Origin of the sequence: Mycobacterium sp. SMC-8 (assembly GCF_025263565.1) — a bacterium.
In the GTDB taxonomy this organism is placed as follows: domain Bacteria; phylum Actinomycetota; class Actinomycetes; order Mycobacteriales; family Mycobacteriaceae; genus Mycobacterium.
On record NZ_CP079865.1, the window covers coordinates 622138 to 644372 of the forward strand.

The 22235-nt window shown below is 68.0% G+C and carries 21 protein-coding genes and 1 tRNA gene; 14 read left to right on the forward strand and 8 right to left on the reverse strand.

Annotation, left to right across the window (positions count from 1 at the left end; all coding sequences use genetic code 11):
• Positions 1-112: 112 nt before the first annotated feature.
• Together KXD97_RS03150 and KXD97_RS03155 are read right to left on the reverse strand one after the other, a co-directional pair.
• Positions 113-1516 carry an IS1380 family transposase gene (locus KXD97_RS03150; RefSeq protein WP_260754786.1) on the reverse strand — a complete coding sequence of 468 codons (1404 nt, stop codon included), beginning with the start codon at positions 1514-1516 and terminating at the stop codon, positions 113-115.
• A 133-nt stretch (positions 1517-1649) separates the two neighbouring features.
• On the reverse strand, positions 1650-2051 hold the full coding sequence (locus KXD97_RS03155; protein WP_396885332.1) for an HNH endonuclease: 402 nt from the start codon (positions 2049-2051) through the stop codon (positions 1650-1652).
• Between the two features lie 200 nt (positions 2052-2251).
• Here KXD97_RS03155 and KXD97_RS03160 point away from each other — a divergent pair.
• The 4 genes from KXD97_RS03160 to KXD97_RS03175 all read left to right on the forward strand — a co-directional run bounded on the left by KXD97_RS03160 (position 2252) and on the right by KXD97_RS03175 (position 7401).
• Positions 2252-2323 (forward strand) — tRNA-Thr (locus tag KXD97_RS03160).
• A gap of 94 nt (positions 2324-2417) precedes the next feature.
• Positions 2418-4679, forward strand: a complete 2262-nt coding sequence (treS, locus tag KXD97_RS03165) for a maltose alpha-D-glucosyltransferase (protein WP_260755424.1) — start codon at positions 2418-2420, stop codon at positions 4677-4679.
• Positions 4680-4740: 61 nt separating this feature from the next.
• Positions 4741-5097: a hypothetical protein gene (locus KXD97_RS03170; protein WP_260755425.1), complete on the forward strand. Its 357-nt coding sequence runs from the start codon at positions 4741-4743 to the stop codon at positions 5095-5097.
• Between the two features lie 177 nt (positions 5098-5274).
• Positions 5275-7401 carry a DUF4185 domain-containing protein gene (locus KXD97_RS03175; protein ID WP_260755426.1) on the forward strand — a complete coding sequence of 709 codons (2127 nt, stop codon included), beginning with the start codon at positions 5275-5277 and terminating at the stop codon, positions 7399-7401.
• 91 nt (positions 7402-7492) lie between these two features.
• Here KXD97_RS03175 and KXD97_RS03180 read toward each other — a convergent pair whose 3' ends face one another.
• On the reverse strand, positions 7493-8158 hold the full coding sequence (locus tag KXD97_RS03180) for a M15 family metallopeptidase (protein ID WP_260755427.1): 666 nt from the start codon (positions 8156-8158) through the stop codon (positions 7493-7495).
• Positions 8159-8186: 28 nt separating this feature from the next.
• Here KXD97_RS03180 and KXD97_RS03185 point away from each other — a divergent pair, with 28 nt between their 5' ends.
• From KXD97_RS03185 to KXD97_RS03210, 6 genes are all read left to right on the forward strand, one after another.
• On the forward strand, positions 8187-9308 hold the full coding sequence (locus KXD97_RS03185; RefSeq protein ID WP_260755428.1) for an XdhC family protein: 1122 nt from the start codon (positions 8187-8189) through the stop codon (positions 9306-9308).
• A gap of 118 nt (positions 9309-9426) precedes the next feature.
• On the forward strand, positions 9427-11817 hold the full coding sequence (locus KXD97_RS03190; RefSeq protein ID WP_260755429.1) for a xanthine dehydrogenase family protein molybdopterin-binding subunit: 2391 nt from the start codon (positions 9427-9429) through the stop codon (positions 11815-11817).
• 2 nt (positions 11818-11819) lie between these two features.
• Positions 11820-12509, forward strand: a complete 690-nt coding sequence (locus tag KXD97_RS03195; protein ID WP_260755430.1) for an SRPBCC family protein — start codon at positions 11820-11822, stop codon at positions 12507-12509.
• Positions 12506-13399, forward strand: coding sequence for a xanthine dehydrogenase family protein subunit M (locus KXD97_RS03200; protein WP_260755431.1), 894 nt, complete (start codon positions 12506-12508; stop codon positions 13397-13399). The genes KXD97_RS03195 and KXD97_RS03200 overlap by 4 nt, the downstream gene beginning before the upstream one ends.
• Positions 13392-13865 carry a (2Fe-2S)-binding protein gene (locus tag KXD97_RS03205; protein WP_260755432.1) on the forward strand — a complete coding sequence of 158 codons (474 nt, stop codon included), beginning with the start codon at positions 13392-13394 and terminating at the stop codon, positions 13863-13865. Before KXD97_RS03200 ends, KXD97_RS03205 begins: the two co-directional genes overlap by 8 nt.
• A 132-nt stretch (positions 13866-13997) precedes the next feature.
• Complete coding sequence (locus KXD97_RS03210) at positions 13998-14888, forward strand: NAD(P)-dependent oxidoreductase (RefSeq protein ID WP_260755433.1); 891 nt, start codon at positions 13998-14000, stop codon at positions 14886-14888.
• A gap of 66 nt (positions 14889-14954) precedes the next feature.
• Here KXD97_RS03210 and KXD97_RS03215 read toward each other — a convergent pair whose 3' ends face one another.
• Both KXD97_RS03215 and KXD97_RS03220 read right to left on the reverse strand, forming a co-directional pair.
• Positions 14955-15797 (reverse strand): SDR family oxidoreductase, encoded by an 843-nt coding sequence (locus tag KXD97_RS03215; RefSeq protein ID WP_260755434.1) that lies wholly within the window; start codon positions 15795-15797, stop codon positions 14955-14957.
• 54 nt (positions 15798-15851) lie between these two features.
• Positions 15852-16757, reverse strand: coding sequence for an enoyl-CoA hydratase (locus tag KXD97_RS03220; protein ID WP_260755435.1), 906 nt, complete (start codon positions 16755-16757; stop codon positions 15852-15854).
• Positions 16758-16827: 70 nt separating this feature from the next.
• On the opposite strand from KXD97_RS03220, the gene KXD97_RS03225 reads away from it, so the two are divergent.
• The 4 genes from KXD97_RS03225 (at position 16828) to KXD97_RS03240 (ending at position 19973) form a co-directional block, all read left to right on the forward strand.
• On the forward strand, positions 16828-16992 hold the full coding sequence (locus tag KXD97_RS03225) for a hypothetical protein (RefSeq protein ID WP_014817721.1): 165 nt from the start codon (positions 16828-16830) through the stop codon (positions 16990-16992).
• Positions 16992-18470 carry a trehalose-6-phosphate synthase gene (locus KXD97_RS03230; protein WP_260755436.1) on the forward strand — a complete coding sequence of 493 codons (1479 nt, stop codon included), beginning with the start codon at positions 16992-16994 and terminating at the stop codon, positions 18468-18470. The genes KXD97_RS03225 and KXD97_RS03230 overlap by 1 nt, the downstream gene beginning before the upstream one ends.
• Before the next feature lie 67 nt (positions 18471-18537).
• Positions 18538-19392, forward strand: coding sequence for an SDR family oxidoreductase (locus KXD97_RS03235; RefSeq protein WP_260755437.1), 855 nt, complete (start codon positions 18538-18540; stop codon positions 19390-19392).
• Positions 19389-19973 (forward strand): TetR/AcrR family transcriptional regulator, encoded by a 585-nt coding sequence (locus tag KXD97_RS03240; RefSeq protein WP_260755438.1) that lies wholly within the window; start codon positions 19389-19391, stop codon positions 19971-19973. Before KXD97_RS03235 ends, KXD97_RS03240 begins: the two co-directional genes overlap by 4 nt.
• Here KXD97_RS03240 and KXD97_RS03245 read toward each other — a convergent pair.
• From KXD97_RS03245 to KXD97_RS03255, 3 genes are all read right to left on the reverse strand, one after another.
• Positions 19923-20942, reverse strand: coding sequence for an NAD-dependent epimerase/dehydratase family protein (locus KXD97_RS03245; protein WP_260757820.1), 1020 nt, complete (start codon positions 20940-20942; stop codon positions 19923-19925). The two genes, KXD97_RS03240 and KXD97_RS03245, sit on opposite strands and share 51 nt — an antisense overlap.
• A 121-nt stretch (positions 20943-21063) precedes the next feature.
• A complete protein-coding gene (locus tag KXD97_RS03250) occupies positions 21064-21558 on the reverse strand; it encodes a nuclear transport factor 2 family protein (protein WP_260755439.1) in 495 nt (164 codons plus the stop codon).
• Complete coding sequence (locus KXD97_RS03255) at positions 21558-22235, reverse strand: mammalian cell entry protein (RefSeq protein ID WP_260755440.1); 678 nt, start codon at positions 22233-22235, stop codon at positions 21558-21560. The genes KXD97_RS03250 and KXD97_RS03255 overlap by 1 nt, the downstream gene beginning before the upstream one ends.

Consider the following 22235-nt stretch of genomic DNA (forward strand, 5'->3'; position numbering starts at 1 on the left):
GATGTGTCTGCCATGGCTGGTTGTCGTTTGGTGGGCTTGTGAGCGTGACGTAACCGCTGGTCTGCCCAGCTTTTCCCTGTGCGCTCCGGTAGGGGCCTATTCGGCCAGGTGGTCAGGCTGTGGCCAGTAGAGGTGGATCGTAGCCGATGATGTTGCGCCACAGCGTAAGCCAGTGGTCAGCCCAGGGCCAGTGGCTCGGTAGGTGCAGAAGGGGTCGGCGTTGCGGTCGGACCAGGCGTGCGGGGACGGTGATGAGCTTGCGGCGCAGTGTGGCGCCCCGGGCGACTGCGTGGGCTCCACCGGCCAGGACGCCGGCGGCGCGCAGCAGGTTGTGGGCAATCGCGGCGCACAGGATCCACGCCGAGTTCGCTCCGAAACGTCCCGAAGGCATGTGAGCCAGGGGTCCATCGATCAGGTCGGCGAACACGGTTTCGATGATCGCGTGGCGGCGGTGGGTGATGTCGGCCGCAACGGTGGGTTCGTCGGTGTCGGTGAAGAACGGGTGATACCGCCACACCGGAAACAGCGCATCAGGAAAGCGGGCATCTTTGACCCGACGCACGATCAACCGGGCGGTCATCGGGTTGTCGGTGGAGGTGAAGGCGGTGTAGGTGGTCTCGGCGACTTCTGCATCGGAGATCCAGGCTCCCGTGTCGGGATCACGGACCGCTCCGGGGTATTCCACTGCAATCCAGGCGCTCTCGTCGATGGACTCGATGGCTGCAGCGACGGCGCGGGTCTTGGTCAGCACCAACGAGAACTGGGCACCGGCGCGGCGGCAGGCTGTGGCCACGGTGCTGTTGCCGTAGGCCGAATCGCCGCGCACCACAATCTGGCCGGTGACCCCGGCGGTGCGGGCGGTGGCGACGGCTTGGGCGATCATCCGGGCCGCACCCTTGCCGGAGTTGGCCTTCCCGGCTCGCAACCGGGCGCCGGTGATCACCGGCGCACTCGTGGCGGTGCTGATCGTGGTGACCAACGGCGACAGGCCCTTGCGCAGGATCTGCTTGCCCGCGATTTTGGTGTGTCCGTAGGAAGCACCTTGTTTGGCGTGGCCATAGACCGGACGCAGCAGTGAGTCGATGTCGAGGAACGCGCGCTCGCCGGCGCCAGGCAACAGATCGACCCGCGCGCAGAGTCCGGCCAGGTGCTCGCGCAAAACCGATTCGAGCTGGCGGGCGTGTCCGAAAGTAAACTCGCGCAACAAAGTTCCGATGGTCGAGGGTGCATACACGCCGCCGAACAGTGTCTTCATCCCACCTGCCCGCACCAGGTCGAGATCGTCAATGCAGTCCGCACCGGCACACATGCCCGCGATGACTGTGCTCAGCTTCGGTGCCGGGTTGGCCGCCCCGGACTTGATCCTCGGCTCGGCAATGACCACCTTGTCACGTAATAGCTGCGGCAAGGCAGTCTGGGCCGCCAGGGTCATCACCGGGACCAATCCAGCGCAGGACACGAGATGGTCATCATCGAAGACCGCCGACGACACAGCGAAACTATGGGACACTTTCACCGGAAGTGCCTTTCTGACCTGGACTGATTAGTGCGTAGAGAACACCAATCTTCCCAGTTCAAAGGGCACTTTCCTCATTCCGACACCCTGCGACCAGCCGATACATCGGTGGATCGAGGCTTAAGCCGTTCCTTTAGTAGGACAGACCGTCTGCGTACCGCCGGCGCCGGTAATAGCGACCGCTGCCGCGATTCCTCGCCTTATACGTCGGTAGCTGACTGTCGCAATTCGGGCAGATGAGCCGGAGATTCTCGCGGCGGTCATTGCTTGGGTCGCCGTCGATGTGGTCGACGATCAACCCCAAACTCCGGCCGTTCCAACTGTCACTGTTGCCGCAGATCGCACAGCACCCGCTCTGCTGCTCGTAGAGGTAATCACGGACGTAGTGGCCCTGGTAAGACGTGCGGCCACACACACCGCTCGCTAGCCAAGCCTCCAGGAGCAGCCGCCGGCGATGTGCCTGCTGGCATGCGTTGGTGCAATACACCCGCCGCCGGCGACCCTGAATCGTCGCTCCGCATCCCACACAGATCACTGGCACGTGTTGAAGTTAAGTCGCGATACCGACAACCTTAGAAGCCACTGCTCTAGGCGAAGGTCTCGGGGCAACTCCAGACCGTGAGGCACCGGCGATCCGCTGCCCCACCGACCGACGGGCACATAAGCGCCGAACTGACGGCTTGTCGAAGGCTGGAACGGAGCCGATAAGATCTGAGATGCCCTCCCGGAGGGCACGCCTCCTTAGCTCAGTGGTAGAGCAACGCTCTTGTAAAGCGTAGGTCGTCAGTTCAATCCTGACAGGGGGCTCTGCCAATACCTCCGCCCCAGTTTCAACCTTGCCCCGACACGGCAATACTCGATAGCGGTCGCTAACGAACCCAACCCTTGCGAAGGCGGAACCTTGTCCCAAGCCGTGGAATCGGAACCCGAAGACCAGGGCAGTGATTCTCATGAGACGCCCGAGCTGACGTTCGACGAACACCTGCACCCCGCCCGGCCTCGGTCGCTGCGGTTCCGGCCGCGGGTCCGCCAGCCGTTCACGCGGCGCTCGCTGGCACGCGACGGCTCACCGACGGGCGACAATCCCGCCTATGTGTCCTGGCTGATCAGCCAGTCGATGCTGGCCGACGCCAACCAGATCAGCCAGCAGTTCTCCGGCCAGGGCTCGATGTGGCAGAACCCGTACGCCACCCCGAGCCCTCGCGGCGCCGTCGAGACCGCCTCGGTGTGGTTCACCGCCTACCCGCTGTCGCTGATCACCCGGTCCAACGAGTCGTTTCTCAAGGCGATGGCCGACGCCGACATGTGGAAGGCCTTCGCGGAGATCGGGATCGAGGCCGTGCACACCGGGCCGGTCAAGCGGGCCGGCGGCATCTCGGGCTGGGAATTGACGCCCAGCGTGGACGGCCACTTCGACCGCATCAGCACCGAGATCGATCCCGCGTTCGGCACCGAGGACGAATTCCGCCAAATGTGCGGCACTGCCAATTGGTACGGCGGCACCATCATCGATGACATCGTGCCGGGCCATACCGGCAAGGGCGCTGACTTCCGGCTCGCGGAGATGAAGTATGCGGACTACCCCGGCATCTATCACATGGTCGAGGTCGACCCGCGCGACTGGGAGCACCTGCCGGAGGTGCCGCCCGGCGCCGACTCGGTCAACATCGATCCCGCCACCGAGGAGTGGCTGGCCAAAGCCGGCTACATCATCGGCCGGCTGCAGCGGGTGATCTTCTACGCCGAGGGCATCAAGGAGACCAACTGGAGTGTCACCCGCCCCGTCGTCGGTATCGACGGCGTCGAACGCCGCTGGGTGTACCTGCACTACTTCAAGGACGGTCAGCCGTCGATCAACTGGCTGGATCCGTCGTTCGCGGGCATGCGGCTGGTCATCGGCGACGCGCTGCACTCGCTGGCCGATCTGGGAACGGGCGGACTCCGCTTGGACGCCAACGGTTTTCTCGGTGCCGAGAAGACAGCGGCCGAGGACAGCGCCGCGTGGTCGGAGGGCCATCCGCTCTCGGAGGCGGCCAACCACCTGATCGCCAGCATGGTGCGCAAGGTCGGCGGCTTCACCTTCCAGGAGCTCAACCTCACCATCGACGACATCCGCGAGATCGGTGAGGCCGGTGCCGACCTGTCCTACGACTTCATCACCCGTCCCGCGGCGCACCACGCGTTGGCCACCGCCGACACCGAGTTCCTGCGCCTGACGTTACGCACCACCCTTGAGCTCGGCGTCGATCCCGCATCTCTGGTGCACGCGTTGCAGAACCACGACGAGCTCACCTACGAGCTGGTGCACTGGTCGACCGGTCACCGCGACGACGTGTACACCTACAAGGGCGAGGAGATCACCGGCGAGGAGCTCGGTGAAACCGTCCGCACAGACTTGCGCGACAAGTTGTCGGGTGAGAACGCGCCGTACAACCTGGTGTTCACCACCAACGGCATCGCCTGCACCACCGCGACGGTCATCACCGCGACCCTGGGCATCACGTCGCTGGACGACGTCGTCGACGACGAGCAGATCGACCGGATCCGCCGGGCCCACCTGCTGCTGGCGATGTTCAACGCGCTGCAGCCGGGAGTGTTCGCGCTGTCGGGCTGGGACGTCTGCGGCATGCTCACGCTGCCACCGGCGCAGATCTCCGAACTGTTGCGCGGCGGGGACACCCGGTGGATCCACCGCGCCGCCCACGACCTGATGGGCGTCAACCCGACCGCGACCCAGTCGCCGGCCGGAATGCCCAGGGGCCGTAGCCTTTACGGGTCCATCCCGGAGCAGCTCGCTGATGACACCAGCTTCTTGCGCCAGCTGCAGGCCATCCTGAAGGTGCGGTCGCACTACGGAATCGCCACCAGCCGCCAGATCGACATCCCCGAGGTGTCCCACCGCGGGATGTTGGTGCTGGTGCATCAGCTCGATGACGTCGGCCGGTACCAACTGACGGTGCTGAACTTCGCCAACGAACACGTGGCCGGAACGGTGCGTTCGCTGAAGCTGCCGCCCGGCAGTGAGGTGTCGGACATGTTCTCGGGCAAGTCATTGGCCACCGTCGACGATCTGCACAGCTTCGGGGTCGAGCTGGCCGCGCACCAGGGCTTGTCCCTGCTGGTCGAGGCACCCGTCAAGGACAACGCCCGCGACGGCGGCTGACCGCTTCCACGCGGCGGGTGGGGTGCGCGTGGAGCGAGCATCGCTGCAGTAGCGTTCGGGCATGGCCGAAGCAGGACTGTGGGTCGCATGGGGTGTCCCGACCCGCGGACGAGAACACCAGGCACTGGATTTGCTCGTCGAGACCGAGGGCTATCTGTCAGGACTCCGGGACCGGGATCGGATCGAGGGCTTCGACCGGGTCGTCCTCAAACCGCAAAGCATCGAGCTGGGCGGGTTCATCCTGATCCGGGGAACCAAGGCCCAGATCGACGACCTCCGTCGCGATCATGATTTCGAGCTGTGGCTCACCCGGGTGCAGCTGGTCGCCGACCAGGTCGGCGTCGCCGACGCCTGGCTCGGCGACGGCATTGCCGAAGCGGTCAGCCTTTACAGAAAGGCGCTGGAGAACCTCGACTGAACAACGGCGCTGAGTTTGCCGTTCACCGCCGCCGCGGCGCATCGCGCGGAAAACCGCGTGGTCACGGTCACGAAACGATATTTGTGACGATATAACCTTTTGCTCGCTGGTCTGTTGGTGGTGCGATTCAATGGTCGCCACACCGGGGGACGGTCACGGCTTTGTCAAAGGGGTTTCATGGGTTCCGCAGCGTACGTCGGTCGGGTGGGCGGCCTCGCCGTCGCGTTGGGCGTCGGATCGACAGTCTTTGCAGGTCAGGGTGTGGCCTGGGCCGACGATACCAATTCAGCCCCGTCGAGTTCGACGAGTGCAGCAACCTCCGATACCGGTCAGAAGGACTCGCCCGGCGCCGCCGGGTCGGCCTCGGATACCCGTGAGACCGAGGCGGACGGTCAACCCGGGCCGGAGGACGAGCTCGAGGCCCAGCCCGAGGACGATCCGGACAGTGACACTGACGAGAACGCCGAGCCGGAGCCAGAGCCGGACGAGGACGCCGGCCCGGTCGACGTCGCGGAGCCGGACGAGGACGCCGCCCCGGTGGACGAGGCTGAACCGGTGGACGAGCCTGCGGCCGGATCCGGAACCGCCGACGACGAGACGACGCCCAGCACCGGTGCCGGCGACAACACCGATGGCAATACAGGGCCCGAAGCCGGGACCGAGTCCGAGGCCGACAAGAACGTCGAGAAGACGACGGCGAACGTCGCCGACGCGGTCGATGACCCCGCGGTGCCGCCGCAGCAGAGCACGAAGGTCGCTGTGTTCGCATCGGCGACCAAGCTGGCCGAAGCCAGCCCGAGGCCGCTCTCCCCGACGGTGGCCGCGCTGCTGACCACCGAGCAGGACCAGGCCGCGATGGCGAAGAAACCCAACCTGATCACCGCGGTGGTCAACGTCGTCACCAGCATGCTCGACTGGGCCCGCCAGAAGGCCGATGCCAAGCCCGGCGACGCCCCGCAGCCACCGTTCCTGTGGGCGCTGCTGGCCTTCGCGCGGCGCGAACTCGACAACCTGTTCGCCGCACGCAGCACCAGCAACGCCCCGCGCACCACCGTGGTGACGCCGACCAGTCTGGCCCTGACCGACGACGTGAGCACCGCAGCGCTGATCCCGTCCTACTCACCGTGGCTGAACCCTCAGGTGAGCCCGTCGACACGGTTCATCAGCTGGGTCACCGGCAAGAACGTCTATCTCGGCGACCCGACGCTGGCCAACACGTTGAAGCGGTTCGCCGTCCACGGCACCGACGTCGGCGTCATGTGGGACAACGGCATGGTCGACGATCCGTCCACACCCGACATCAACGAACATCAGATCCTGATCGCGGTCGGAGACACCTTCGGCGCACAGGGCATGACCGGTCGGTGGATCTACAACACGCTGTTCCGCAGTTCCGACACCGACCTGTCCGACGGCTTGACCATTCCGGACGGCGAATGGAAGAACGGCAACATGTTCGGCGGCGCTCCGCTGTCCGGTCCGACAGAGGCCCGGCCGATCATCGATCGGCCTTCGTGGCTGCCGAATTCGGTGACGCTGATCCCGACCGCCGGTGTCTCACTGCCCACAGAGGTCACCAAGGACACGCCGTTCGGCACCATCCAGTACGTCAGCTTCATGTCGGTGTCGAAGTGGGGCCAGGCCGGCCGCTGGACCACCAACTACTCGGCGATCGCGTACTCGACCGACAACGGCGAGAATTTCAAGGTCGCGCCTGAAAGTGTGCGCTATAACTCGTTTTTGAGCGGTAACCGCAACTTCCAGCAGTCGGCGTTCGTCAAGGGCGACGACGGCTACGTGTACGTCTACGGCACCCCCAACGGCCGGCAGGGCGCGGCGTATGTCGCCCGCGTCGCCCCCGACGACATCCTCAACGTGTCGAAGTACGAGTACTACAAGGCCGCATCCACCGGCTGGTTCGGCGGCTCGGCGGCCAAGTGGGTCAAGGGCAGCCCGTCCTCCGCATCGGCGGTGATCGGCAAAACCGGCGGCGCCTGCGGGTCGACCAAGCCCGGTTACACCGTCAGCGAAATGTCGGTGCAGTACAACGAGTATCTGCAGAAGTACGTCGTGCTCTACGGTGATCAGTTCAACAACATCGTCATGCGAACCTCGGACACCCCCGAGGGCACCTGGTCGGACGCGACGGTGTTGATGGGTCAGCAGAGCGGTGGCATCTACGCGCCGATGTTGCATCCGTGGTCGCCGTCGACCCTGGGCACCGGATCAGACCTGTACTGGAACCTGTCGCTGTGGTCGGAGTACAACGTCATGCTGATGAAGACGGACCTGACCAAGCTCTGAACTGCCACTCCCCCGCCGAAATCGCATTCCACGCGGCCTACACACGAAAAGGGCCGCGTGGAATGCGATTTCGGCGGAATCCTGGGCGCGGTCAGACCAGCGGGACATCGAGGATCGGCCGTTCAACGGCCGCCCCCGGCCCGTCGAAATGCCACCACTCCCCGGCGTAGACGGTGAATCCGCCGGCCACCATCGCGTCACGCAACCGGGCCCGGTTGGCCTGCGCGGCCGCGCTCACGCCGTCGGCCGCGTAGGCCAAACTGCGCGGCGAAAAGTCGTCGAACCCCGTGCCCATGTCCACCAGCCCGTCGGCACCGGCCAGCGTCACATCCACCGAACGGCCCGCGACGTGGCTGCGCGCGAACGGACCGGGCCGCGCCACCCATGACGGATCCGGCACGGCCTCGAACATCCGGACCTGTACGGCGTGCGGCCGGTAGCAGTCCCAGAAAACGAGCCGCTCCCCGCCCGCACGCAGCAGATCCGCCGCGACCGCAAGGCCGGGCGCCAGCGATTCATGCACCATACAGCGGGCGCCGACCGGATACAGCTGGATACCGACGAAGTTGTCCGTGGTCGCGTACCGCAGGTCGATCACCGCATCGGGGACGACACTGCGCACGTCGACGAGGCCGGCCGCACCGGCGGAGTCCGACACCGGCGGCACCGGCGACGCCGCACCGGTAGCAGACGGTCCGACCGCGGCCACCGCGGCGAGGGCGCCAATGATCAAGCAGCGCAGTGCGACAACGCTCATCCCGCAAGGGTAGGCATACACTTCGCTCGTGCGCGACGTCCTCGACGAGTTGCTGACGATCTGGCGGTCCGGCGGGACGGCCGGTCTGGCCACGGTGGTGCGCACCATCCGGTCGGCGCCCCGTCCGCCCGGCGCGGCAATGGTCGTCTCCCCCGACGGATCGGTGGCCGGATCGGTGTCCGGGGGTTGCGTAGAAGCCGCCGTGTACGACACCGCCAACGAGGTCGTCGCCAGCGGGACACCGCAGCTTCAGAGGTACGGCATCAGCGACGACGACGCGTTCTCCGTCGGCCTGACCTGTGGCGGCATCATCGACATCTTCACCGAACCGGTGTCGCGCCAGACGTTTCCGCAACTGCAGCAGGTGGCCGACGACATCGCCGCGCACCGCGCCGTGGCGGTGGCCACCGTGATCACACACCCCGATCCGCTGCGCGTCGGATTGCGGATGGTCGTGGGACCCGATGCACGGCACGGAACGCTCGGCTCCGCGCGCACGGACGACGCGGTGGCCGACGACGCGCGGGGGCTGCTGCTGGCGGGCCGCTCGGCGACGCTGACCTACGGCGCGGACGGTGAGCGTCAGGAGTCGGGCATGGAGGTGTTCGTCTCCAGCCACGCCCCCCGTCCGAGGATGCTGGTGTTCGGCGCCATCGACTTCGCGTCCGCGCTTGCGACGCAGGCGGCCTTCCTGGGCTACCGGGTGACCGTGTGCGACGCCAGGCCGGTGTTCGCCACTACGGCACGGTTCCCCGCTGCCGAAGAGGTGGTGGTGGACTGGCCGGACCGTTACCTGCGCGCCCAGGCCGAAGGCGGCGAGATCGATTCCCGCACCGCGATCTGCGTGCTGACGCACGACCCGAAGTTCGACGTGCCCGTCCTGCAGGTGGCCCTGCGCCTGCCCGAGGTCGGCTACATCGGCGTGATGGGATCGCGTCGCACCCACGACGACCGGATGGGGAGGCTGCGTGAGGCGGGCCTGACCGACACGGAACTGGCCCGGCTGGCCAGCCCGATCGGCCTCGACCTGGGCGCCCGGACCCCGGAGGAGACCGCGGTGTCGATCGCCGCAGAGATCATCGCGAGGAGGTGGGGCGGGGAGGGCCGACCCCTGACCGAGACCCGGGGACGAATCCACCACCAGACCTGACGCAACCCCGCGATGCGGTGAGACAACGACCACCGCGGGCGGTGAGACAGTAGTGGTGGAAATGTCGCTCTCGGGTGCGATAACGTCACTCTTCACAGCCCGAGGAGTGTGATCCCTTGTGACCGACACCGCCGTCAACGCTGCCGACGCCGTCGCCCCGCGCTACGCCGGACAGCGCATCCCTCGCGTCGAGGACAGCCGCCTTCTCACCGGTCACGGCCGTTTCGTCGACGACATCAACCGCCCGGGCATGCTGCACGCGTGCTTCGTGCGCAGCCCGTTCGCGCGCGCGACCATCCGGGGCATCGATGCGTCCGCAGCGCTCGCCCTGCCCGGCGTGCACGCCGTGTTCACCGCGGCCGATCTCAACCCGGACGTCAAAGAGGCCTGGCACGCGGTCGCCGGCAAGGATGTGCCGGACACCCCGCGGCCGCCGTTGGCCGAGGGCGAGGCGAAGTTCGTCGGCGACCCGGTCGCACTCGTGGTCGCCGACAGTCGCTACCTCGCCGAGGACGCCGTCGACCTCGTCGAGGTCGACTACGAACCGCTGCCCGCGGTGGCCGATTTCCGGACCGCCGTCGGCGGCGCCGAGGCCGGGGTACCGGTGGTGCACGAGGCATATCCCGACAACGTCGCCGGCGGGATGGGCGGCATGCCGCCGGATGAGGAATTGTTCGCTTCGGCGCCCCATGTCGTCTCCGAGCACATCTACCAGCAGATGTACGTACCCGTGCCGATGGAGACCCGCGGCATGGTCGTGGAGTGGACCGCGGCGACCGACGAACTCACCGTGTGGGCGTCGACGCAGACACCGCACGAGCTGCGCGCATTCGCCGCGCGGCTGCTGGGCATCCCGGCCCAGGGGGTGCGGGTCATCATGCGCGACACCGGCGGTGCGTTCGGGCAGAAGGTCGTCCCGATGCGCGAGGACATGTGCATCCTGCTCGCGGCACGGAAAGTGGCTGCCGCGACGTCGAACGCGCAATCGGGCGTAGTGCTGAAGTGGATCGAGGACCGCCGCGAGAACCTGATGTCGGCCGGGCAGTCCCGCCACGTCGACGGCACGGTGCGGATGGCGTTCGACGACGACGGCAAGATCCTGGCCGCCGACATCGACTTCATTCAGGACGTCGGGTCCTACCCCACGCCGTATCCGGTGCTGACCACCGCCGCGATCGGCATGTTCTTCCCCGGCCCGTACCGGGTGCCCAAAGCCAGCTTCAACTACAAGACCGTGTTCTCCAACACGCCCGGACTGCACGCCTACCGCGGCCCCTGGCAATACGAAACCCTCACGCGGGAAATACTTCTCGACTGCGCGGCTCGCAGGATGGGAATGGATCCGGTCGAGTTGCGCCGGATCAACATCCTGCGCGGCGACGAGATGCCGTTCTTCAATCCCAACGGCATGCCCTACGACAACTGCGCGCCCGCAGACACATTCGAGCAGGCCGTCAAGATCCTCGACCACGAGGGCTTTCGCAAGGAGCAGGCCGAGGCGCTGGCCGAGGGGCGCTACATCGGGCTCGGGTTCTCCGCCTACATAGAGCCGACCGGCGCGGCGACCGGAAACCTCGCGACCGAGGGCGCCACGGTGCGGATGGAGTCCACCGGCAAGATCAACGTCTACGTCAACGGCGGGTCCGCAGGTAACAGTATCGAGACCACTGTGGTGCAGCTGACCGCGGATGCGTTGGGCGCCAACATCGAAGATGTCGCCACGATCCAGGGTGACACCGCGGTGACACCCTATGGAGCGGGCACCCAGGGCAGCCGCAGCGGGCCGATGACCGCGGGCGCGGTCAACGAGGCCGGCTCCATCCTGCGCGGGCAGATCCTCGCGATCGCCGCGCAGATGCTCGGAGTCGAGGAGTCCGAGGTCGTGCTCGCGAACTCGAAGGCCACCGTGCGCAACGACCCCGACAAGGGCGTCAGCTTCGCCGACATCGCCTACCGCTCCTATTACGACCCCGCCCAGCTCGGCGGTGTCCCGCCGACCCTGGAGGCCACCGCACGGTTCAACTCACAGGCGATGATCCACTGGGCCAACGCGACTCACGTGTGCACCTGCGAGGTGGACATCGAGACCGGTCAGGTCACACTGACCCGCTACATCGTCAGCGAGGACGTCGGCCCGATGATCAACCCGAACGTGGTCGAAGGCCAGGTCGCCGGCGGCACTGTGCAGGGCATCGGCGGGGCGCTGCTGGAGAAGCTCGCCTACGACGAAGCCGGCAATCCGATCGCGTCGACATTCGTCGACTACCTGCTACCCACGGCTACCGAGGTGCCGCCGATCGAATTCGGCCACGTCGAGATCCCCGGACCCGGAGTGGGCGGATACAAGGGTGCCGGTGAGGGCGGGGCGATCGGCTCACCGCCGGCGGTCATCAACGCGATCAACGACGCGCTGGCCCCGCTCGGTGTCACCCTGACCCAGTTACCCGCAACACCGGCCACGATCGTCGAGCTCATCGAGCGCGCAGGACTAGCAGGAAAGGACCACTGACGGTGGAACTGAACAACGAATTCCGGGTGGCGGTCCCGCCCACCGAGGTCTGGGACGTCTTCACCGACGTCGAGCGCGTCGCCCCCTGCCTTCCCGGCGCCACACTGCTGTCCGTCGACGGTGACACCTTCCACGGCGCCGTGAAGGTCAAGGTGGGTCCGATCACCGTGTCCTACAAGGGCATCGCGTCCTATCAGGAGAAGGACGCTTCGGCACGGCGGATCGTGCTGCGCGCAGAGGGCAAGGAGACCCGCGGCAGCGGGACCGCGGCGGCCACCGTCACCGCACAGCTCAAGGACGAGGGCGAGTCGACCTATGTCGGCATCACCACCGACTTGGCGATCTCCGGCAAGGCCGCGCAGTTCGGCCGAGGGGTACTGGCCGACGTGTCCGGCAACCTGATCGCGCAGTTCGCCCGCAGTCTGGAAGCCGAACTGCTCGGCGATTCCCCGGCCACCGCAACGACGGCGCCGACCTCCGAGGCGGCGGCGGCCCAGCCGGCCGGTGATTCCGTCGACCTGCTGAAGGTCGTCGCGGTGCCGATGGCCAAGCGGTTCGCCCCGGTGATCGCCGCGGCCGCGGCCGCGGGCGCGCTCGGCTTCCTGCTCGGGCGGCGCAAGCGCTCCGCACCTGCCGCGGCCGTGCTCGCCGACGATCTACAGGCCCTGTTGGCCCGGTTGCTGTCCTCATGAAGGCTGCTCCCTTCGCCTACCACCGCCCCGACACGGTCGCGGACGCGGTGTCGCTGCTCGGTGAATTCGGCGACGACGCGAAGATCCTCGCCGGTGGACAGAGCCTGGTGCCGATGCTGGCGATGAGGCTGACGCACTTCGAGAACCTGATCGACATCTCCCGGATCGATGATCTGCGCGACATCGAGTTGCGCGGCGACACGGTCCGGATCGGAGCCGGCACCCCGCACGCCCTGGTCGGTATAGATGACGAAGTGGCGGAATCGGTTCCGCTGCTGACCCTGTCCACCCCGCACATCGGGCACTTCCAGATCCGCACCCGCGGCACGTTGGGCGGCGCCATCGCCCACGCCGACCCGGCGGCCGAGTACGCGGCGGTCGCACTGGCACTGGACGCCGAGATCGAGGCCACCTCCGCGAGCGGGACGCGACCGATCCCGGCGGCCGAGTTCTTCACCGGCCTGTGGGAGACCGCGCTGGCCTCCGACGAGATCTTGACCGCGGTGACCTTCCCGGTGTGGTCGCGACGATGCGGCTTCGCCGTTCAGGAATTCGCCCGGCGTCACGGCGATTTCGCGATCGCCGGCGCGACGGTGGCCGTCGAGCTCGACGATCACGGCACGGTGTCCCGCTGCGGGATCGGGCTGCTGGGGCTCGGGTCCACCCCCGAGCGCGGCACCCCGGCCGAACAGGCCGTCGTCGGACGACCCGTCAGCGACATCGCCGCCGAGGAGTTCGGCCGGCTGGCCGTCTCCGCGCTCGACGATGTTCCGTCCGACCTGCAGGGCACCGCGGCGTACCGCACCAAGGTCGGCGCCACGATGGCCGCGCGGGCATGGTCACAGGCAACCACTGCCGCTCTTGAAACGACGGAGGCCCTCAATGCATGAACATCCCGTCGAGGTGTCGGTCAACGGCCGCCGCTACGCAGGGACCGTCGAGCCACGTCTGACATTGGCCGACTACCTGCGGGAGAACTGCGGGCTGACGGGCACGCACCTGGGCTGCGAACACGGTGCCTGCGGCGCGTGCACCGTGCTGCTCGACGGCCAGGCGGTCCGGTCGTGTCTGATCTTCGCGGTGCAGGTCGACGGCCAGGAGGTCACCACGGTCGAGGGCATCGCCGGCAAGGACGGTGAACTCTCGCCGGTGCAGGCCGCGATGCGCGAGTGCCACGGACTGCAATGCGGCTTCTGCACCCCGGGATTCGTCACCAGCATTACCGCGCTGCTGAGGGACAACCCCAGCCCCACCGACGAGGAGATCCGTGAGGGCCTGTCCGGCAACTTCTGCCGGTGCACGGGCTATCAGGGCATCGTCAACGCGGTCAAGCGCGCGGCCGAAACCACCAGCTGACGCCCTGCCTCGCCTCCGCGGCCGCACCGGAGCACGGCGTTTCCCGGCGACCCAGCCCACCGAGATCGCACGTAGCGCGCGTCAATACGCGAAACTGGCGCGTGGAATGCACGTTCGGCGAAGGGGTTGGGCATGAGGATCGGGTTCGTCGGGCTGGGCAACATGGGCTCAGCCATGGCCGCCAATCTGTTGGCGGCGGGGCACGAGGTCCTCGCCTACAACCGCTCGCCCGAGAAGGCCGCCGCTCTCGCCGAGCGTGGCGCCACGCCGGTGCCGACGGTCGCGGCCGCATGCGACGCCGAGGTCGTGATCTCGATGCTGGCCGACGACACCGCCCTCGAAACAGTCGCGTTCGGCGACGGCGGCATTCTCGCGTCGCTTCCCGCCGGCGCGGTCCACGTGTCCTCCAGCACCATCAGCGTCGCCCTGGCCGACCGGCTGACCGCCGCGCACGCCGACGCCGGGCAGGTGTTCGTGTCGGCACCGGTATTCGGCAGGCCGGAGGCCGCCGCCGCGGCCAAGCTGTTCGTCGTGGCCGCGGGTTCGGCGGATGCCGTGCAGTCTCTGCAGCCGGTGTTCGACGCGATCGGCCAGCGCTCGTTCGTCGTGTCCGACGACCCGAAGGTCGCCAACCTGGTGAAGCTGTCGGGCAACTTTCTGATCGCCTCGGTCATCGAATCGCTCGGTGAGGCGATGGCGTTGGTGGACAAGGCCGGCGTCGACAAGCAGCAGTACCTCGAGCTGCTGACATCAACGCTGTTCACCGCGCCTGCCTACCAGACCTACGGCGGGCTGCTGGCGCGCGAGGAGTTCGAGCCCGCCGGATTCGCCGCGCATCTCGGTCTCAAGGACATCCGTCTGGTGCTGGCCGCCGGCGAAGAACTTCAGGTGCCGCTGCCGGTCGCCAGCCTGATCCGCGACCGGTTCCTGACGCTGCTCGCCGGCGGCGGCCGCGACCTCGACTGGTCCGCGTTGGGCGCGCTGGCCGCCTGGGAGGCCGGCGGCAGAAAACCCGGTGCCTGACCTCGCCGAAATCGCATTCCACGCGGCCGCGGGCGCCCGCAGCGCGCGTGGAATGCGATTTCGGCGCTAGCTGGAGACGACCCCGCGCAGCCCGTCGGCGCCGAAGATCGGCTCGAGCATGCTGGACAGGTCGGGGCCCCGGCGCAAGCCGTGCCCGCCGTCGACATTGATGACCTGCCCGGTGATGAAGCTGGCCGCGTCGCTGAGCAGGAACACCGCCAGGTTGGCGATGTCCTCGACCTCGCCGACGCGGGGCAGCGGCGTGCAGGCCCGGTAGTCCTCGCTGATGGCCGGCGACTCCATGATCGGGGCGACCATGTCGGTGCGCGTCAGCCCCGGGCGGATGCCGTTGACCCGGACCGAGGACGGGCCGAGTTCGTCGGCGGCCACCATCATCAGATGGTCGAGCGCGGCCTTGCTCGGCCCGTAGGCGCCGAACCAGCGGTGGGTGTTGCTCGAGGCGATCGACGAGATACCGATGAACGCTCCCCCACCGCCGCGCACCATCTCCCGGGCGCTGTGCTTGAGCACGTACATGGTGCCGTTGACGTTCAGGTCGACGGTGTTCCGCCACGCGGCGGAGTCGATCTGGGTGAGCGGTCCGATGGTCTCCGAACCGCCTGCGCTGTGCACGACACCGTCGAGCCGGCCGCGCCACGCGGTCGCCGCCTCCACCAGCCGCTCCGCGTCGTCCTCGTCGGTCACGTCGGCCGGCTGGTAGTTCACCTCACCCGCGCCGTCGCCGGCGGTCGCCCTGAGTTCCTCGGCGGCGGCCGCGAGCTTGTCGGCGTTCCGCCCGGCCAGCATCACGTTGCCCCCAGAGGCGACCACGGCGGCTGCCACGCCCTTGCCGATCCCGCTGCCACCGCCCGTGATCAGGTACGTGCGTTCTGACAGCGACAGCAACATGGGAAGTCCCTCCGACGGGTAGTCAGGCTAACTAGAACAGGTTCCAGTTATACGTCACGGCTCGTCGCGGCGGGACAGCTTTGGCGCACCCAGGGTGCGCCAGTCCGGCACATCCGGCGGCAGGCCGACCGGGAACCGGTTCTCGTTGTGAGCCGCCCAGTGCGCGTGCCCGAGTTCGTGGATGTGGAACGCGTGCCGCAGCGCCTCGGCGAAGCCCATCGCGTCGCTGGCCGCATTGACCGAATCCTTGACCAACAGCGCGGCCATCGTAGGCCGCTCGGCGATCCGCCGCGCGAACTCCAGCGTCTTGTCCTCGAGCTCGGCGCGCGGGAACACCTTCGACACCATGCCGAGCCGGTGTGCCTCGTCGGCGTCGATCGCATCGCCGGTGAGCAGCAGCTCCTTGGCTTTGCGCGGGCCGAACTCCCACGGGTGGGCGTAGTACTCCACGCCCGGCATCCCCATCCGCACGGCGACCACGTCGCTGAACTTGGCGTCGTCGGACGCGACGATCAAATCGCACGCCCAGATCAGCATCAGCGCCGCCGAAATCGCGTTTCCCTGCACCTGCGCGATGGTGATCTTGCGCAGGTCGCGCCAGCGGCTGGTGTTGTTGAAGAAGTAGTGCCACTCCTGCAGGTACGTCCGCTCGATCACGGCGTCGCGGGTGGCGCCGTTGCAGGTGAACGTCGGGTGCTGGTCCGGGCCGGGGGCCCGCTCGGCCAGCGCCTCCTCCGAGCCCAGGTCGTGCCCGGCCGAGAAGTTCTTGCCCCGCGCGGCCAGGATGACCACCCGGACGTTGTCGTCGGCCTCGGCCCGCCCGAACGCCTCGTCCAGTTGCACCAGCAGCGTGCGGGACTGTGCGTTCTGCGCCTCGGGGCGGTTCAGCCAGATCCGCGCGATGCGACCCTCGTCGAGGGTCTCGTATGTCACCTGCTCAGGGTTCGCCACGCGATACACATTACGGCGGAAGTGTCACGTCCGAGTACAGCACCCCGGAACAGTCCCGGTAGTTGGCTAGAGTTGATCCATGCCTGCGAAATCTGATCCCGCCGAGATCGGCGACGTCGAGCCTATCGCTGACAGCACCGAGCGCCAGGCGCGTCGCGTCGTGGCCGCCTACGCCACCGACGCCGACGAGTGCCGCGTCTTCCTGTCGATGCTGGGTATCGGACCGGCGAAGCTCGACGCCTAATGACGTCCGAGAGCGGTGCCGAGGCCCGCTCCGGAGGTGCCGACTTCGTCGTGGTGGCCAATCGGCTGCCGATCGACATGGTGCGGAAACCCGACGGCACCGTCGAGTGGAAGCGCAGCCCCGGGGGGCTGGTAACCGCACTGGAACCACTGCTGCGGCGCAGGCACGGAGCCTGGATCGGCTGGCCGGGTGTCCCCGAGGACGCTGATGACCCCGACGCGTCCACCGAGCCGATCGAGCAGGACGGGATGACGCTGGTCCCGGTCCGGCTCAGCGCCGAGGACGTCGCCGAATACTACGAGGGTTTCTCCAACGCCACGCTGTGGCCGCTCTACCACGACGTCATCGTCAAGCCGATCTACCACCGGCAGTGGTGGGACCGCTATGTCGAGGTCAACCGGCGGTTCGCCGAGGCCGCGGCGCGCGCCGCGGCACCGAACGCCACGGTCTGGGTGCAGGACTACCAGCTGCAGCTGGTCCCCAAGATGCTGCGGATGCTGCGCCCGGATCTGACCATCGGCTTCTTCCTGCATATCCCGTTCCCGCCGGTGGAGCTGTTCCTGCAGATGCCGTGGCGCACCGAGATCACCGAGGGCTTGCTGGGTGCCGACCTGGTGGGCTTCCACCTTCCGGGCGGCGCACAGAACTTCCTGATCCTGGCCCGTCGGCTGGTCGGCGCGACCACCTCCCGCGCCACCGTCGGCGTGCGTTCGCGGTTCGGCGAGGTGCATTTCGGGTTCCGCACGGTCAAGGTCGGCGCGTTCCCCATCTCGATCGACTCCGCCGACCTCGACCAGCAGGCCAGAAGCCGGACCATCCGGCAGCGCGCCCGCGAGATCCGCGCCGAATTGGGCAACCCGCGCAAGATCCTGCTCGGGGTGGACCGGCTGGATTACACCAAGGGCATCGACGTGCGGCTGAGGGCGTTCTCCGAATTGCTCGAAGAAGGCCGCATCAACCCCGAGGACACCGTGCTGGTGCAGCTCGCCACGCCGAGCCGGGAGCGCGTGGAGAGCTACATCGCGATGCGCGAGGAGATCGAACGCCAGGTCGGCCATGTCAACGGGGAGTTCGGCGAGGTCGGCCACCCCGTCCTGCACTACCTGCACCGCCCGATCCCCCGCGAGGACCTCGTCGCGTTCTTCGTCGCCGCCGACGTCATGCTGGTCACGCCACTGCGCGACGGGATGAACCTGGTGGCCAAGGAGTACGTCGCCTGCCGCAGCGACCTCGGCGGTGCGCTGGTGCTCAGCGAATTCACCGGCGCCGCAGCCGAACTGCGTCAGGCCTACCTGACCAACCCGCACCACCTCGAAGGGGTCAAGGACGCCATCGAGGCGGCGCTGAACCAGGCCCCCGAGGAGGGCAGGCGCCGAATGCGGGCGCTACGCCGGCAGGTCCTCGCCCACGACGTCGACCGCTGGGCCCGGGCGTTCCTCGACGCCCTCGCATCCAAGGAACCGTCCGGCCAGGAGTGACGTCGAGCTCCGCTAGCATTCCGATACCAGTGGAATCGGATTCCGCCGCGCGGCGAAAGGCACATCGATGGCGACCTACGCAGTCACCGGTTCGGCATCGGGAATGGGCGCCGCCGCGGTGGCCCAGCTCCGGGCCGACGGCCACACCGTGATCACCGTCGACATCAAGGACGCCGACGTTGTGGCCGACCTGTCGAGCGTCGATGGCCGGGCCCACGCCGCAGAGCAGGTGCTGACCGCGTGCGCCGGTCGCCTCGACGGAGCCCTGATGGCGGCTGGCCTGGGCCCTGGCAAGGGCGCAGACCGTCTCCGGCTGATCGCCACGGTGAACCACCTCGGCGTCGTCGATCTCCTGCAACGCTGGCGCCCCGCACTTGCCGTCGCGCAGCACGCGAAGGTCGTTGTCGTGGGCAGCAATTCGACCACCACTACGCCGGGGGTACCCGGACGCGCGGTGCGCGCACTGCTGGCCGGAGACGTCGACGGCGCCGTACGGTCCACCCGACTCTACGGTCCCGGCCGGCCCGCCATGGTCTACGCGGCCTCCAAGATCGCGGTCACCCGCTGGGCCCGGCGTACCGCCGTGCTGCCCGAGTGGGCCGGCGCCGGCATCCGGCTCAACGTCCTCGCCCCCGGCGCGGTCCTGACCCCGCTGCTACAGGAGCAGCTCGCCGACAAGCGTCAGGGCAAGCTCGTCGAACGCTTCCCGGTGCCCGTGGGCGGCTACGGCGAGCCCGGACTGCTGGCCCGCTGGATGTGTTTCATGCTCTCCGATGCCGCCGATTTCTCCTGTGGCAGCGTGGTTTTCGTTGACGGGGGCACTGATGCACTTTTCCGTGGCGATGACTGGCCGCGTCCGTATCCGTTGCGCCGGGTCGTACGGTACCTGCGGCGGTACCGCGGTCGAAGCCGACCGGCGTGAGTGACGGCAGGCCCACCGGGCGCCCCCGCGACTCGTCGATCGACGACCGGGTGTTTGCGGCCACCCGCGAGCTGCTGGCGGAGGTCGGCTGGGACGAACTGAGCGTGCGCCTGGTCGCGGCGCGCGCCGGAGTCGGCCGGTCGAGCCTGAACCGCCGGTGGAACTCGAAGGCCGAGCTCGTGCTGCAGGCCGTTCTCGGCGAAACCCCGGACATGTCACCGTTTTCCGGGACGGACCTGGACGGGTGGATCCAGTGGGTGGTGCGCGGCAGCCACGAGTTGTTCGCCCGCAGCGACGTGCGTGCCGCGGTGCCGGGCCTGCTGCTGGCGCTGGCCGAAAACGACGAACTGCGCGACAGGCTGTGGAAGAGCTTCAGCGGTCCGGCGGTGGCGCTGTACACCGAGCACGTCCCGACACGCACCCCCGCCCAGCGCCGACGCGCCGAGCTTGATGCCCGCGCGGCGCTGGTGATGGCGGCCGGTTCGGCGCTCTTGCTGACCACGGTCGCCACCGACGACGACTCCGACGCGCTACGGCGCAGGATCGCCCAACTGCTGAGCGATGCTGTCGGCAACCGCTGAGGCGGAGAAGGATTCGATGATGGCCTGCCTGGGCGAGCGCCAGCGCAGGCCGAGATCGTCGGTGGTGGCGCGGTCGTCGGTCGGTGTGGCCGAGGTGAGAAGCAATGCGGCCTCGTAGCTCAGGCCGTCACCCAGCGGGACGTAGCGACCGACGGCGTCGGAGAGCCGGCCGAGCGCCAGCAGCACCCCGGGCGGCAAGGGAACTCGGCGGACCGGCCGCCCCAACCCGGCCTCCAGTGCGTCGATCATCTCGTCGAAAGTCAGCATCACACCGCCGCAGACGTAGCGGCGCGGGCCGCGGCCGGGCCGCATCAGCGCGGTGTGCACATCGGCCACGTCCCGGACGTCGATCATCTGCATGCCCGCGCGCACCCTCGGCGCCACCCGGGACCGCACGATGGGCGCCCATCCGCGCTCGGTGACTCCCGCGGCGGTGTGGAACGCGGCGCCGACCACGCTGGACGGGTAGGTCACCACGACCGGTGCGCCCGCCTCCTGCAGGCGGCGCGCCACCCGGTCGGCATAACCTTTGGTCTTGGCGTAGGTGCTGCGCCCATCGGAAGTCGGCGAGTCAGCCGAGATGACGCCGTCAGGCGGTGGGAACAGTGCACTGTAACTGCTCACCGACACGACGGGATCCAACCCGAGGTCGACGGCCCGGGTCAGGACCCGTTCGGTCGCGTAGGCGTTGATGTCCCACATCAGCTGTGCGCGACGTTCGTCGGTCCCGACCACACCGGCGGCGTGGACCACCGCGTCGGCACCGGTCAACAGCGCGGTAACGGTGGACTCGTCGCGGATGTCGCCGACGACGACGGAGACCTCGCCCAGATCCCGGAGGCTACGGAGCACCGCAGCGTCCTGTTCCTGCGGGAGGACCAGGAGTCGGACCCGGTGCCGCGCCTGCAGGAGCGCCCGAACGGTGTGCGCGCCGAGACAGCCGATGCCCCCGGTGACCGCGATCTGCATGGAGATCTCCTCGTCGCCCGCCATGACATTACGATACCAATGGCATCGAAACGGTGATCAGGGGCGGCCAGGGTCGAGACCGGTGGTCAGGTGTCGGCGCCGGCCTGAACGTAGGGGCGGTTCAGATCGGGGTGATGTAGGCGATCAGCCACTTGCCGTCGACCTTCTTGTAGTCGACCCGCAGACGGCTGCCGTCGTAGACGGACTCCTTGCCTTTGTCGGTCACCGTGCGGTTCATGTAGACCATCACCGATGCCGAGGTGCGCGCTGCGTCAAGGATTCCCGCTCCGACCGTGTGGGCCTGGCTGACGAGCTCACGGTCGCGTGCCTGCGGGATGATCTCGTTGGTGACGCGGTCCTGGAACTCCTGGCGATATTCCGGGGTCAGCATCGGATACACCTCGGCGAAACTGCGCTCCACGGTCTGGTAGTCGAAGCCGAACACCAGCGGAATCTGCTCTTGCGCCAGCGAGGGCAACTCGGCACGAGCCTGCTCTTCGCCGTTGAGCTCCACCCGATTCCAGTACAGCCAGCCGCCGACAGCGGACAGCGCGACGAAACCGGTGGCCAGAAGCACCGCGAGCGCCCCGAGAAGCCTGGCGGGCCAGTCTCGCATCAGTTGCCCCCGTCGGGGTATTTGAGGTCGTAGGCCGTCATGTGCCCGTTGTCGTCCTCATGGACGATGACGCGCATCCGGTACGGCTCGGACGGTGCGTTGTTCCCGTCCAGATCGGTCACCGTAACGCGCACCGACACCATCACTTTCGCGTTCTGGGCGATCTCGTCGATCTCCTCGAGCGCCGCACCGTTGACCACCGCCTCGGAACTGGCGTTGGTGTCGCGGAACAGCAACTTGAGGTTCTCGACGTTGCCCTCCTGCGTCATCATCGCGCGCAACGGGCCGCTGGTTCCGTCGACGAACCGGTCCACGCTCTCGTCGATCGTGTTCTGGGTGTAGCTGAACATGTTGACTACCGACTGCGCCGCGGTGTCGACGAACCGGCGCTCACGGTCTTGCTTGGCCTCGATGGCGCTCTGCTGGCCGACCATCATCACGACCGCGGCGACCAGTGCGCCCACCGCGACCGCCGTGATCGCGATCGACAGGATCGCCACCATCTGCCGGTGTGGCCGCCGCCGCGGTGGAGGGCCGACGGGCCGCGCGGAGCGCACCGGCGCGGACACTTCGACGCTCAGCCCGGCGGGCGAGGGCGTGGCCTCGGCCTTGGCGGGACCCGCGGCGCGCGACGCCCGGCGGCGCACCCGCTGCGGGGTGGGAACAGACTCTTGCAC

Coding starts and splice junctions, on each gene's coding strand:
- KXD97_RS03170 (WP_260755425.1), top strand. CDS start 4,741: ATGGCCGAAGCAGGACTGTGGGTCGCATGGGGTGTCCCGACCCGCGGA.
- KXD97_RS03175 (WP_260755426.1), top strand. CDS start 5,275: ATGGGTTCCGCAGCGTACGTCGGTCGGGTGGGCGGCCTCGCCGTCGCG.
- KXD97_RS03180 (WP_260755427.1), bottom strand. CDS start 8,158: ATGAGCGTTGTCGCACTGCGCTGCTTGATCATTGGCGCCCTCGCCGCG.
- KXD97_RS03200 (WP_260755431.1), top strand. CDS start 12,506: ATGAAGGCTGCTCCCTTCGCCTACCACCGCCCCGACACGGTCGCGGAC.
- KXD97_RS03205 (WP_260755432.1), top strand. CDS start 13,392: ATGCATGAACATCCCGTCGAGGTGTCGGTCAACGGCCGCCGCTACGCA.
- KXD97_RS03210 (WP_260755433.1), top strand. CDS start 13,998: ATGAGGATCGGGTTCGTCGGGCTGGGCAACATGGGCTCAGCCATGGCC.
- KXD97_RS03215 (WP_260755434.1), bottom strand. CDS start 15,797: ATGTTGCTGTCGCTGTCAGAACGCACGTACCTGATCACGGGCGGTGGC.
- KXD97_RS03225 (WP_014817721.1), top strand. CDS start 16,828: ATGCCTGCGAAATCTGATCCCGCCGAGATCGGCGACGTCGAGCCTATC.
- KXD97_RS03230 (WP_260755436.1), top strand. CDS start 16,992: ATGACGTCCGAGAGCGGTGCCGAGGCCCGCTCCGGAGGTGCCGACTTC.
- KXD97_RS03235 (WP_260755437.1), top strand. CDS start 18,538: ATGGCGACCTACGCAGTCACCGGTTCGGCATCGGGAATGGGCGCCGCC.
- KXD97_RS03245 (WP_260757820.1), bottom strand. CDS start 20,942: ATGCAGATCGCGGTCACCGGGGGCATCGGCTGTCTCGGCGCGCACACC.
- KXD97_RS03250 (WP_260755439.1), bottom strand. CDS start 21,558: ATGCGAGACTGGCCCGCCAGGCTTCTCGGGGCGCTCGCGGTGCTTCTG.